The organism is Candidatus Pelagibacter sp. PS_11 (assembly GCF_059417975.1).
In genome coordinates this window covers 1,166,345-1,179,770 of record NZ_CM182075.1, presented here as the reverse complement: position 1 = coordinate 1,179,770, position 13,426 = coordinate 1,166,345, and the positions used below count along the sequence as shown (strand labels likewise).

Genomic DNA, 13,426 nt, shown 5'->3' with positions numbered 1-13,426 from the left:
ATAAAAATATGAAAGTACCGATTCTTATACCAAATATTTTTAATCATCCATTTACCTATAATTCAGATTTAAATTTAAAGGTTGGAGACTTCGTGGTAGTGCCTTTTGGAAAGTCAGAGGTGACTGGAGTTGTATGGGATGATTTTGAAAAAAAAACAAACAAAAATTTTGCTATTAAAAAGGTTTTAAGAAAATTAGATGTTCCACCCTTAAAGAAAAATACAATTAAATTCTTAAATTGGTTTTCTGAATACAATATGACTCCTAAAGGCATGACATTAAAATTGTTATTATTAAGTAGTGGCGCCATAGAAAAGTTACCTATTGAAGCTTATGAGCCATTCAAAATTGACATCAAAGAAAATGAAATAAAACTTTCTAAAGAACAAAGAGATTCATTAAAAAAAATGAATGTATTAAATCAAAAATTTAGAGTTCATGTTTTACAAGGTACTACAGGCTCAGGTAAAACAATGGTCTATTTTGAGGCTTTAAAAGAGATAATTAATAAGGGTTTTCAAGGATTAATTCTATTACCAGAAATTGGATTAACAGGACAATTTCAAAATAAATTTATAGAATTTTTTGGTTTCAAGCCTGCCGTATGGCACTCAGGTATTACAAAAAAAAATAAAGAAATTATTTGGAGTGGAATAGCAAATGATAAAATTAAAGTTGTAATTGGTGCTCGATCTTCATTATTTTTACCTTTTAAAAAACTAGGATTAATCATTGTTGATGAAGAACATGATCAATCTTATAAGCAAGATGAGGGAGTAACTTATAACGCAAGAGATATGGCAATTTCTAGAGCATCCTTTGAAAATATTCCAATCAATTTAATAACAGCCGTACCCTCTATTGAAACTTATGATAATATTAAAAAAGGCAAATACAGTTTATCAAAACTTGATCAAAGATATTTAAATGCATCTTTACCAAAATATGAAATAATTAATCTAAATAATTCCAAACTTGAATCTCAATCTTGGATAGCTAAAGAAACAATTGAGAAAGTAAAATTTCATCTTAAAAAAAAAGATCAAGTATTATTTTTTTTAAATAGAAGAGGATTTTCACCCCATGTATTATGTAAAAAATGTTTTACTAGTTATTCATGTCCAAATTGTTCAATAAATTTAGTTTATCACAAAAACAAACAAAATTTATTATGTCACTACTGTGGATACAAAACTTTACTAAATAGGGACTGCTCAAAAGAAGGAAAATGTGATTTTATTTTTAGTGGGCCTGGAGTTGAAAGGATATCAGAAGAAGTAAAAAAAATTTTTCCCACCAAGGAAACAACTATATTTTCTAGCGATACAATGAATAAAAAAAGTTCAGCAGATGTTTTAGAAAAAATTATAGATAATAAAATTCAAATTTTAATTGGAACTCAATTAATTTCTAAAGGATTTCACTTTCCAAGTTTAAATTGTATTGTTGTTGTTGATATCGATTTATCATCACAAGGTCACGACCTAAGAGGTGCTGAAAAGAATTTACAATTATATCATCAACTTTCAGGTAGAGCAGGAAGAACAGGAAAGCCAGCAACTGTTTATTTTCAAACTTATAATTTAGATACCAAAATGATAACAGACATTACCAATAAAGATCCTGATATTTTTTTAGATAAAGAACTTGAAATTAGAAGGGAAAATAACCTTCCACCGTTTCAAAGATTTATTGCCTTAATAATTACCGGTAATAATGAAAGAGAACTTGAAAAAGAGGCTTATAAATTTAAAAGTTTTATAGAAAGTGCTGTTGATGGTAGAGTGCTTGGTCCTGTAAATGCACCTATATTTAGATTAAAAAGAAGGTTTAGAGTAAGACTTTTGATCAGAGGTCGAAAATCTTTAAAAGTTCAAAATTCCCTTTCAAAAGTCATTGAAAAATTCAAATTTCCAGCTGGAATGAAACTAACGGTTGATGTTGACCCAATAAACTTCAATTAACTAAGAAAAAACAAGACTTTTAGACAATGTGTGACTTGAAGAGCTAGGAGTCATATGTTAATTAAAACAAAATTTTAATAAATCTTCTAATATTTATAAGGAACAATAAATTGAGCAAAAATAAAGGTTTTTCTGAAACATCTGCAGGTAGATATTCCCTGGCACTTTATGAATTAGCCATAGAAGCTAATAATTTAAGTGAGATCGAGGTTCATTCTGCTTCAATTATTAATTTAATAACTTCAAGTGAAGATTTTAAATCTTTAATCAAGGATCCAACGAATAACAAAGAAGACCAATTAAATGCTCTAAGTAAAATTTCAGAACAATATAAATTGAATGAATTATTAACTAAATTTTTAAGCTTTCTAATATCTAAAAGAAGATTATTTTATGTGGATAAAATTCTAAAAAGCTTTGTTGAGACATGTTCAGTCAAAAGAGGTGAATTAAAAGCAGAATTAACTTCTGCAAAAGATCTTACTGAAAATGAAATTAACAATATAAAAGAAGAATTGACTAAAAACTTTAGTTCAAAAATAAAATTAAACTACAAACACGATGCAAGTTTAATTGGGGGTTTGATTGTGCAAGTCGGAAGCACAATGGTGGACACTTCCATTAAAAATAAATTACAACAAATCGAAAATAGGATGATAGAGGCATAAATGGATATAAACCCATCAGAAGTAACAAAGATATTAAAAGAGCAAATTAAAAAATTTGGCGATAAAGCAGAAGTGACTGAGGTTGGTCAAGTTTTGTCAGTAGGAGATGGTATTGCTAGAGTGTACGGATTAGACAATGTTCAAGCTGGAGAGATGGTAGAATTTTCTGATGGATCAAAAGGAATGGCTCTAAACTTAGAAAGTGAAAATGTTGGAGTTGTAATTTTCGGAGACGATAGAAAAATTAAAGAAGGTGACGTTGTTAAAAGAACAGGAAGTATTGTTGATACACCTGTTGGAAAAGAATTATTAGGAAGAGTTGTTGATGGATTAGGAAATCCAATTGATGGCAAAGGTGCTTTAGATAAAGCAACTAAAAGAAGTAGAGTTGAAGTAAAAGCTCCTGGAATTATTCCAAGACAATCTGTTAGTGAACCAATGCAAACAGGCTTAAAATCAATTGACAGTCTAGTTCCAGTTGGAAGAGGACAGCGTGAATTAATTATTGGGGATAGACAAACTGGAAAAACTGCAGTTGCTATCGATGCGATCATTAACCAGAAAAAAATAAATGAATCTGGTGATGAGAAGCAAAAACTTTATTGTATCTATGTTGCTATAGGTCAAAAAAGATCTACCGTTAGACAAATTCAAAAAACTTTAGAAGAAGCTGGTGCAATGGAATATACAACAATTGTTGCTGCTACTGCTTCAGATGCAGCGCCGCTTCAGTTTTTAGCACCATATACAGGCTGTACTATGGGTGAATATTATAGAGATAATGGTATGCATGCATTAATCATTTATGACGATTTATCTAAACAGGCTGTAGCTTATAGACAAATGTCACTTTTATTAAGAAGACCTCCAGGAAGAGAAGCTTATCCGGGAGATGTATTTTATTTACACAGCAGATTACTTGAGAGAGCAGCCAAGCTTAGTGATGAGCATGGTGGAGGTTCGTTAACCGCTCTTCCTATAATTGAAACGCAAGGTGGAGACGTATCTGCTTTTATTCCAACTAACGTTATTTCAATTACGGATGGTCAAATATTTCTTGAAACAGAATTATTTAACCAAGGAATTAGACCAGCGATTAACGTAGGTCTATCAGTTTCTAGAGTTGGATCTGCAGCACAAACAAAGGCAATGAAAAAAGTTTCTGGTTCAATGAAGCTAGAGCTTGCTCAATATAGAGAGATGGCTGCCTTTGCACAATTTGGATCTGATTTAGATGCATCTACACAAAAACTTTTAAATAGAGGTTCAAAACTAACTGAACTTTTAAAACAAAAACAATATTCCCCTATGACAGTTGCTGAACAAGTAATTTCAGTTTTCTGTGGAGTTAAAGGTTATTTGGATGATGTGGAACTTAAAGATATTGCTGAGTTCGAATCTAAGATTATTGAAAAATGTAAATCTGAAAAACCAGAAATTTTAGAATCTGTTTTAAGTTCAGGTAAGCTTGAAGAAGATACTGAAAAATCATTAGTTGATACTATCATGGAACTTAAGAAGAACTTTAATTCTTAAAATATGGCAACACTAGACGACTTAAAAAAAAGAATAGCGAGTGTAAAGTCTACACAAAAAATTACCAAAGCCATGAAAATGGTTGCGGCCGCTAAACTTAGAAGAGCGCAGGAAAATGCTGAAAAGGGAAGACCTTATTCTGAAAAAATGAATAACATTATTCTTAATTTATCTAGTGGCATTTCTGATAAGGAAAATGCTCCTAAGCTTCTTTCAGGAACAGGAGAAGATAAAGTGCATTTATGTATTGTGTTAACATCTGATCGTGGTCTATGTGGTGGTTTTAATACAAATATTATTAAAAAAGCCAAAACATATTTTCAAAAAATATCTGATGAGGGAAAAACTTTAAAAATTATAACTGTTGGATCTAAAGGTTATGATCAATTAAAAAGAGTTTATAAAGATGCTATCGTAGAGAGAATATCTTTTAAAGATTCAAAAACTATCAATTATCTAGATGCTGAAAAAGTGGGAAAAATGATAATTGAAAACTTTGAAAAAGAAGAATTTGATGTGTGTACAATTTTTTATAATAAATTTAAAAACGTAATCACTCAGATACCTCAAGAACAACAAATAATTCCTTTAAAAACATCTGAAGCAGAAGAAAATTCTTCTGAGGATAATTATGAATTTGAACCAGACGAAGATGAAATTTTAAGCAACTTATTGCCTAAAAATATATCTACTCAGATTTTTAAAGCGATGTTAGAAAATTCAGCTAGCGAACAGGGCTCAAGAATGAGTGCAATGGACAATGCAACCCGTAACGCAGGTGAAATGGTTGACAAGCTAACTATTGAGTATAATAGAAGTCGTCAAGCAGCTATTACAAAAGAACTAATTGAAATCATATCAGGAGCGGAAAGTTTATAATTATGAGCAAAGGAAAAATCACACAGATCATTGGAGCAGTAGTAGACGTAAAATTTGATGGAGAACTACCAGAAATTTTATCAGCATTAGAATGTAAAAATGGAGACAACAGATTAGTTTTAGAAGTTGCTCAGCACCTTGGTGAGTCAAGTGTTAGAACAATTGCAATGGATGCTACTGAAGGATTAAAAAGAGGAGACGAAGTAACCGCAACAGGTGCTCCTATACAAGTTCCAGTTGGTCCGGAAACTTTAGGAAGAATTATAAATGTAATAGGTGAACCTATCGATGAAAAGGGTGAAGTTAAAACAAAAGAAAAATGGCCAATTCATAGAGCTGCACCTGAATTTAGTGATCAGTCAACAGAGACAGAAATTCTAGTTACAGGAATTAAAGTAGTTGACCTATTAGCACCATACGCCAAAGGAGGAAAAATTGGTTTATTTGGAGGTGCGGGTGTTGGTAAGACAGTACTTATTATGGAATTAATTAACAACGTAGCAAAAGCTCATGGTGGATTTTCTGTGTTTGCTGGTGTTGGAGAAAGAACTAGAGAAGGAAATGACCTTTATCATGAAATGATAGATTCAGGCGTTATTAAGCCAGAAGGTCCAGGATCAAAAGCTGCATTAGTGTATGGTCAAATGAATGAACCCCCAGGAGCTAGAGCAAGAGTTGCCTTAACAGGTTTAACTGTGGCCGAATATTTTAGAGATCAAGAAGGACAAGACGTATTATTCTTCGTTGATAATATCTTTAGATTTACTCAAGCAGGTTCAGAAGTTTCTGCACTATTAGGAAGAATTCCATCAGCAGTGGGATATCAGCCTACACTTGCAACAGACATGGGTAATCTTCAAGAAAGAATTACGACTACTAACAAGGGTTCTATTACATCTGTACAGGCGATTTATGTACCAGCAGATGACTTAACTGACCCGGCACCTGCTACATCTTTTGCTCACTTAGATGCAACAACTGTATTATCGAGACAGATAGCTGAAATTGGAATTTATCCAGCAGTTGATCCTCTAGATTCCACTTCTAGAATTTTAGATCCTAGAATAGTTGGTGATGAGCATTACAGAGTTGCAAGAGAAGTGCAAAAAATTCTTCAAACTTACAAATCTCTTCAAGATATTATTGCGATTTTAGGAATGGATGAATTATCTGAAGAAGATAAATTAACAGTAGCTAGAGCGCGTAAAATACAAAGATTTTTATCACAACCTTTCTTTGTTGCTGAAGTCTTTACTGGTTCTCCAGGAAAATTAGTAGATTTAGAATCTACAATTAAGGGTTTTGCTGCAATATGTAATGGTGAGTATGATCATTTACCAGAAGCTGCATTTTATATGGTGGGCACAATTGAAGAAGCTGTAGAAAAAGCAGAAAAAATGGCGAAAGATGCTGCTGCATAATGAGTGAAGAGTTCAAAATAGAAATTGTAAACCCAGAAAAATCTTTTCTTTCAAAAGAAGATGTAACAGAAGTTGTTGTACCTGCTTTTGAGGGAGAAATGGGGATTTTAAAGGACCATATCTCAATTATTTCATTTCTAAAGCCGGGGATTATTAAAATCTTTTCTAAATCAGGTGAGGATAATTACTATGTTGAGGATGGAATTGTTGAATTTAAGAATAATAATTTATCAGTTCTGACAAGTTCTATTTTTAATATTAAAGATATTGATAAAGATAAAATTAGTGAACTACTTGTTCAAGCAGAAGAAAATTCAAAAAATAGTAACATTACAGATCAAAATAAATACTTGGTTGATCAAAAAATTGATGTGCTAAAAACTCTCAATTAAGAATTTCTTTTACTTTTTCTTTAACATCTTTGTACACATGTAGTTTAAAGTCTACAACTAGGTCAGTTATATTTTCTAGATCAATCCATTTCCATTCACAAAATTCAGGGTGTTTAGTTTTAATATCAATCTCATTATCTTGTCCTAAAAATCTCATTATAAACCACTTTTGTTCCTGTCCTCTATATTTACCTTTCCAAATTATACCTAGTAAGTTTTTTGGTAATTCATAAGAGATTAATCCATCACATTCTTTGATTAGTTCAACATTTTTTATACTAGTTTCTTCTTCTAGCTCTCTGTAAGCAGCAGTTAAATAGTCCTCACCCTTATCAACACCACCTTGGGGCATCTGCCAAAAATTTTTTTGATTATCAATCCTTTTTGCAACAAAAACTTTATTATCTTTGTTCAGGACAACAATTCCAACCCCACTTCTAAGAGGTAAATTCACTTTACTATCTGGCATTTATCCGTTGAATAGTTTTATTGCAAAATTCAATTGATTATCAGTTTCAGAGTTAAATTTAAAATCATCCGAACCTTCTGCAACTTCTATATCGGGTGTTACACCTACTTCAGAAATAGATTTTCCTGAAGGTAGATAATATTTTGCAATTGTTAATCTAATAGCACCTCTATTTTTCAAAGGGATTATTGATTGCACAGAACCTTTTCCATAACTATTTTCTCCAAGTATAATAGCTCTTTTATGATCTTTTAATGCACCAGCTACTATTTCTGATGCTGAAGCTGATCCATAGTTAATAAGTATAATTAGTGTTTTACCATTTGTTAGATCACCTTTTTTGGCAAACCATTTTCTATTCTCTGAAGCTTGTCGACTTCTTGTTGATACAATCACACCATTTTCTAAAAAAAAGTCTGAAATTTTAATTGCCTGAGAAAGCAAGCCACCTGGGTTGTTTCTTAAATCTAAGATATAGCCCTTTAGATCTTTGTTTTTATTTAATTTATTAATTTTATCTTTAATTTGTTCACTGCTATTTTCGTTAAAGGAAGTTAATCTTATATAGCCTATGTTATTATCTATAAGTTCTGATTTTACAGACTGAACCTGAATAACTTCTCTCGTTATATTAAAAATTAATGCTTTTTTTACACCTCTTCTTCTAACTGTTATTTCAATACTCGATCCAACAGGTCCCCTCATTAAGTCTACTGCTTGCATTAATGTTTTGCCTTGGACCTGGGTATTATTAATTTTTACAATATAATCACCAGCTTTTAATCCTGCTTTTGATGCTGGAGTATTATCTATTGGTGATATTACTTTTACAACACCTGCTTCCATGCCAACTTCAATACCAAGCCCACCAAACTCTCCACTAGTTTCAGTTTGCATACCCTCAAAACTTTCAGGTGTCATATAAGCGGAATAGGGATCAAGAGATTGCAATAAACCATTTATGGCTGAGTCCATACTTTTTGATTGATCAACTTCATCAACGTATTCTTTGCTAATTTTCTCAAGAACCTCACCAAACAAATCAATTTTTTTATATAAGCTGGTGTTTTCAGAAAAACTTTTTTGAAAAGTAAATAATAGTATTATAAAAAAAAGAAAAAATCTTTTAGTCAAAATCATATCATCACTTTTTCTTTAGGAATGATTTCTGACCATATTTTTTCTAATTCATAAAATTTTCTTTTATCGGGATGAAATATATGAACAATCAAATCTATACCATCAACTAATTTCCAATCACCACTTTCTTTTCCTTCAATTTTAGAATTTTTTATTCCATTGGTCTTTAATTTTTCTAGCACCATTTCAGATAAAGCTTGAATGTGTCTAGAAGAAGTTCCGCTTGCTATAATCATATAGTCAGCCATTGAACTTTTATTTTTAAGATCTATTGAAATAATATCTAGGGCTTTATTAGAATCTAGGGTTTTTAGGATTAAATCTTTAAGGTCTATGTTTTTTTCCATTAATTTATTTAACCTTATCAAATTTTTCTTAATTGAGAAGATGAAATATTAACTTTTTTAAAATTAATAAAAGATAATCTATTTTTATTTACTCCGTTATAGGTCACAGACTTTAGCGATTTAGCTTTATATCCCTGTCGATCAAACACAAGAAGATTACATTTTTTTATAATGGATTTCCATTTATACCATTTATGAAAATTGATTAGATTGTCAGCACCCATAATAAAATAGATCTCAAATTTTTTATCTTTATTTAAGTAATTCATGAGGTCAATTGTTTTATTGGAGAGAACTTTTTCTTCATAAAACTTTACTTTAATAAAATTATTTTTACCAATGACTTTTTTTGCAAATTTTATTCTATTTTTTAGATCTGTTTTACTTGTATTTTTAAATGGGTTTTGTTTAGTAATTGCCCATATAATATTTTTTAATTCTAATATTTTTTTAGCCTGTTTGGAGATTTCTAAATGACCTTTGTGAGCAGGATCAAAAGTTCCCCCCAAGATTCCAATTTTTGTCTTTTTTTGTTTTAAGTTATTTTCTGGTTTTACCATTACTAATAATTTCGTATTTGTATGAAACGAGCTGCCCTAATCCAACAGGTCCTCTTGGAGGCAAAGTATTTGTCGAAATGCCAACCTCACCACCAAAACCGAATTCACCACCATCAGCAAATTGAGTAGATGTGTTATGCATTGCTATTGAACTTTTAACATTTTTTAAGAATTTATTCGCAGTTTTTTTATTTTTAGTAATGATAGAGTCAGTATGCATAGTCCCATATTTGTTAATATGGCTAATAGCGTCGTCACAATCTTTAACTGTTTTTACAGACACTGTTGATGATAAATATTCAGTAGACCAATCCTTTTCTTTTGCTGGATAAATCTTTCCCTTGTAATATTTTTTCAAAAAACGATCTCCATAAATTTTGCAGTTATTTTTTTCTAACTTTTTTAAAATTGGGTTACAGAATTTCTTAACAATTTTTTCATGCATCAAAATTGTTTCAGTAGCGCCACAAATACTAGTGTTTCTTAGCTTTGCATTATAGGTAACGTTTGTAGCCATCTTTAGATTGGCATCCTTATCAATAAAAGTATGACAAAGACCTTCCAAGTGACCGATAATAGGGACGTTAGAAAATTGTTGAACTCTTTTTACTAAATTTTTTCCACCACGAGGTATTATTACATCAATATAATCTTTCATTTTTGAAAGCATAAAGTCGACCATTTTTCTGTCTTTAGAGTCTATAAATTGAATAAAGTTTTCATTCACTCTAGTTTCCTTAAGTGACTTTCGAAATAGTTTTGCTAAAATTTTATTAGTATTTATAGCTTCAGAGCCACCCTTTAAAATTACAGCATTTCCAGATTTAAAGCATAAACTTGCAACATCAGCTGTAACGTTGGGTCTGCTTTCATAAACAACACCTATAACACCAATAGGTATAGACATTCTGCTAATTGTTAAACCATTTGGTCTGCTCCATTTTTCTAAAGTAGCATCAACAGGATCTTTCAATTTAGCAATTTTATTTATAGAATTTTTTATGCCTATTAACTTTTTTTCATCAATAGTTAGTCTTTCTATCAGATTACTTTTTAGGCCCTTGTTTAGAGCAAATTGAATATCTTTTTGATTAGCTTTAAATATAGATTTTTTTTCTTTGCCTAATAAGAAAGCATATTTTTTTAAAACTTTATTTTTAGTTTTTGAATTAATTTTATCAAGTGATGCCTTTCTTGCATTTTGACCTATTAAGCTCATATATCTGCTCATTCTATACCTCTACTATATCATCTTTATGAATTACTTCTGATTTGGAAATATATCCTAGTAATTTTTCTATTTCTTTTGAGTGGTGACCCATTATTTTTTCTATTTCATTAGATGAAAAAGAGCTAAGTCCTCTTGCACATTCGTAATTATTTTTATCTAAAACTTTAATATGATCTCCTTTACTAAATCGCCCAGATACTTTTTTTATTCCTGCTGCTAATAAACTTTTACCATTTGAAAGTGCTTGTTTCGCACCATCATCAATAATCAGCGCACCTTTAGGTGAAACAGAGCTGATAATCCATTTTTTTCTAGCATCTAATTTTGAAACCTTAGGTAAAAACCATGTACAATTATTCTCTTCAGTTATTTTTTTAATAGGTCGGTTTATTAAGCCATTTGCTATTACCATTTGGCATCCTGATAATTGACAGATCTTAGCAGCATCTATTTTAGTTTTCATGCCACCCGTTCCATGCTCACTAATACTTTTGGTCGCTATTTTTTCTATATCTTTATCTATATTTCTTATTTCTTTTATTAATTTTGCATTTTTATATATTTTTGGATTATGTGTATAAAGACCATCTACATCAGAAAGCAATATAAGGGAGTCTGCACCTGATATTTGTGCAACACGAGATGCTAATCTGTCATTATCACCATACTTAATCTCTGAAGTAGCGATAGTATCATTTTCATTTACTATTGGTACAAAGCCTAGTTTAAATAAATTGTCAAAAGTTCTTTTTGCGTTAAGGGCTCTTCTTCTTTGTTCAGTATCTTCTAGAGTGAGAAGAATTTGGGAAATATTAATTTTTAATTTAACAAATGTTTCTGAAAATAAATTCATTAGTTCAATTTGCCCAATAGAAGCAACAGCCTGACTTTTATCAATCTTAAGGTTTTTTTTGCTAATATTTAGTTTTTTGCAACCCATTGCTATTGCTCCGGAGCTTACAATAATAACTTTTTTATTCTGTTTTATTAATTCCTGAATATCTTTAGCAAATTCAGTGAGCCATTTTCTTCTTACTTTTTTTTTGTCATCTATTAATAAGGATGAACCAATCTTAATTACAATTATTTTAGAATTTTTAAGATACATAGGAGAGCAATTTAGCTTTAATTTTAGATATTGAGTCTTTTTCTAATGTTGAGAGTGTAACTACCTCAGAATCTTTATTTTTAGAAAAATTTTTTAAAATTTCTTTCACTTCTTCTTCTTCTAATAAGTCTGTCTTATTTAATACAATTATTTCTTTTTTTTCTAGTAAATCTTTACTGTAACTCCCCAACTCATTTCGAACTTGTTTATACGTATTTTCAAGGTCCTCATCAGTAATATCTATTAAATGCATTAAAGTTTTGCATCTTTCTATGTGTTTTAAAAATTGAATACCAAGACCTACACCCTCGTGCGCACCTTCAACCAATCCAGGAATATCAGCTAGAGTTATTTCTTTATCATCATAACTTGCAACACCAAGATTTGGATTTAATGTTGTAAATTTATAGTTAGCAATTTTAGGCATCGCATTTGTAATGGAAGCTAGTAAGCTTGATTTACCCGCATTAGGTAGTCCAACAATACCAACATCAGCAATAGTTTTTAGCTGAAGCCAGATTACATACTCTTCACCAGGCGCACCTTTAGTAAATTTTTTGGGAGCTCTATTAGTGGAACTTTTAAATCGAGTATTTCCTAGACCACCTTTACCACCATTAGCTACAATAAATTCTTCACCTTCTTTTTTAAAATCATAAATTAAGGTTTTATTGTCTTCTTCAAAAACTTGCGTACCTATTGGAACTTTTAAAATTAAATCTTCTCCACTGTGACCTGTACGATTTTGTCCAGAACCATTTACTCCTCTTCCTGCTTTATGGTGTTGTTGAAATCTATAATCGATAAGAGTATTTAAATTTCTTTCTGACTTAAGATATATGGTGCCGCCTTTACCTCCATCGCCACCATCAGGTCCACCGTATTCAATAAATTTTTCTCTACGGAAGCTAGGAGATCCATGTCCTCCATTGCCTGCTTTTACATAAATTTTAACTTGATCTAGAAACTTCATAATACAACTCTTAGTTTTTTAGTTGTACTACTAATTGGGCTTTACTGAAACGAATGTTCTATCTGATTTACCCTTTTTGAAAACAACTTTTCCTTCAACAACAGAAAAAATTGAATGATCTTTACCCATCCCCACGTTTTCACCAGGAAAAATTTTTGTGCCTCTTTGTCTTACAATTATGTTCCCAGGAATTACTACCTCACCACCATACTTTTTAACGCCAAGTCTACGACCGGCACTATCTCGTCCGTTTCTCGATGATCCACCTGCTTTTTTTGTTGCCATAATTTACCTAATTTATTTGCTTGCTACTTCAGTCTCAACTTTTTCAACTTTTTTAGTTGGTTTTACCATTTTCTCAGCTTCTGATAAAACTTTACCATCTTTTGAAAAAATTTTGCTAATTCTAATTAATGAATACTGTTGTCTATGACCATTTTTTCTTCTTGAATTCTGTCTTCTTCTTTTTTTAAATATTAAAATAGTTCTATTTTTACCATTTTCTACAAGGTCGGCTTCAACTTTTGCACCTTCAACTACTGGAGAACCAACTTCAATAGTTTTATCATCTCCATAAGCTAGGATTTCTTTAAATTCGATTTTAGTTTCAGGTTTAGAATCCTCTAATCTTTCAATTTTAAGGATTTCACCAGCTTTAACTTTGTACTGTTTTCCACCTGTTTGTATTATTGCGTATGACATTGTTTAATCTGTTTTTTATAATCAGCAATATAGTCT

The 13,426-nt window shown here is 30.9% G+C and carries 15 protein-coding genes; 6 read left to right on the top strand and 9 right to left on the bottom strand.

Annotation, left to right across the window (positions count from 1 at the left end; genetic code table 11):
• Nucleotides 1–8 precede the first annotated feature (8 nt).
• The 6 genes from priA to atpC all read left to right on the top strand — a co-directional run bounded on the left by priA (nt 9) and on the right by atpC (nt 6,860).
• Nucleotides 9–1,964, top strand: a complete 1,956-nt coding sequence (priA, locus tag AC5SLT_RS06210; RefSeq protein ID WP_494591735.1) for a replication restart helicase PriA — start codon at nt 9–11, stop codon at nt 1,962–1,964.
• Nucleotides 1,965–2,074: 110 nt separating this feature from the next.
• Nucleotides 2,075–2,632, top strand: coding sequence for an ATP synthase F1 subunit delta (atpH, locus tag AC5SLT_RS06205; protein ID WP_494591734.1), 558 nt, complete (start codon nt 2,075–2,077; stop codon nt 2,630–2,632).
• Entirely contained in the window at nt 2,633–4,168 is a 1,536-nt protein-coding gene (atpA, locus tag AC5SLT_RS06200) for a F0F1 ATP synthase subunit alpha (protein WP_006997678.1), read from the top strand.
• Nucleotides 4,169–4,171: 3 nt separating this feature from the next.
• Nucleotides 4,172–5,047, top strand: coding sequence for a F0F1 ATP synthase subunit gamma (locus tag AC5SLT_RS06195; RefSeq protein WP_011281555.1), 876 nt, complete (start codon nt 4,172–4,174; stop codon nt 5,045–5,047).
• 2 nt (nt 5,048–5,049) lie between these two features.
• Nucleotides 5,050–6,468 (top strand): F0F1 ATP synthase subunit beta, encoded by a 1,419-nt coding sequence (gene atpD, locus AC5SLT_RS06190; RefSeq protein ID WP_006997680.1) that lies wholly within the window; start codon nt 5,050–5,052, stop codon nt 6,466–6,468.
• Complete coding sequence (gene atpC / locus AC5SLT_RS06185) at nt 6,468–6,860, top strand: ATP synthase F1 subunit epsilon (protein WP_494576696.1); 393 nt, start codon at nt 6,468–6,470, stop codon at nt 6,858–6,860. The genes atpD and atpC overlap by 1 nt, the downstream gene beginning before the upstream one ends.
• Here the strand turns inward: atpC and AC5SLT_RS06180 are convergent.
• Genes AC5SLT_RS06180 through rplU form a run of 9 tightly spaced genes read right to left on the bottom strand, consistent with a single transcriptional unit; the run spans nt 6,853 to nt 13,390 of the window.
• Nucleotides 6,853–7,329 (bottom strand): RNA pyrophosphohydrolase, encoded by a 477-nt coding sequence (locus AC5SLT_RS06180; RefSeq protein WP_020168880.1) that lies wholly within the window; start codon nt 7,327–7,329, stop codon nt 6,853–6,855. The genes atpC and AC5SLT_RS06180 overlap by 8 nt on opposite strands.
• Complete coding sequence (locus tag AC5SLT_RS06175; protein ID WP_494591732.1) at nt 7,330–8,469, bottom strand: S41 family peptidase; 1,140 nt, start codon at nt 8,467–8,469, stop codon at nt 7,330–7,332.
• A complete protein-coding gene (gene rsfS, locus AC5SLT_RS06170) occupies nt 8,466–8,816 on the bottom strand; it encodes a ribosome silencing factor (RefSeq protein ID WP_006997684.1) in 351 nt (116 codons plus the stop codon). Before rsfS ends, AC5SLT_RS06175 begins: the two co-directional genes overlap by 4 nt.
• A 17-nt stretch (nt 8,817–8,833) precedes the next feature.
• On the bottom strand, nt 8,834–9,376 hold the full coding sequence (nadD, locus tag AC5SLT_RS06165; RefSeq protein WP_494591730.1) for a nicotinate (nicotinamide) nucleotide adenylyltransferase: 543 nt from the start codon (nt 9,374–9,376) through the stop codon (nt 8,834–8,836).
• A complete protein-coding gene (locus tag AC5SLT_RS06160; protein WP_494591728.1) occupies nt 9,357–10,607 on the bottom strand; it encodes a glutamate-5-semialdehyde dehydrogenase in 1,251 nt (416 codons plus the stop codon). Before AC5SLT_RS06160 ends, nadD begins: the two co-directional genes overlap by 20 nt.
• 1 nt (nt 10,608) lies before the next feature.
• Nucleotides 10,609–11,715, bottom strand: coding sequence for a glutamate 5-kinase (gene proB, locus AC5SLT_RS06155; protein ID WP_494591726.1), 1,107 nt, complete (start codon nt 11,713–11,715; stop codon nt 10,609–10,611).
• Nucleotides 11,705–12,688: an Obg family GTPase CgtA gene (gene cgtA, locus AC5SLT_RS06150; RefSeq protein ID WP_494591724.1), complete on the bottom strand. Its 984-nt coding sequence runs from the start codon at nt 12,686–12,688 to the stop codon at nt 11,705–11,707. The genes proB and cgtA overlap by 11 nt, the downstream gene beginning before the upstream one ends.
• Before the next feature lie 30 nt (nt 12,689–12,718).
• Nucleotides 12,719–12,973, bottom strand: a complete 255-nt coding sequence (gene rpmA, locus AC5SLT_RS06145) for a 50S ribosomal protein L27 (protein WP_006997689.1) — start codon at nt 12,971–12,973, stop codon at nt 12,719–12,721.
• Nucleotides 12,974–12,985: 12 nt separating this feature from the next.
• Complete coding sequence (rplU, locus tag AC5SLT_RS06140; RefSeq protein ID WP_006997690.1) at nt 12,986–13,390, bottom strand: 50S ribosomal protein L21; 405 nt, start codon at nt 13,388–13,390, stop codon at nt 12,986–12,988.
• Between the last annotated feature and the right edge of the window lie 36 nt (nt 13,391–13,426).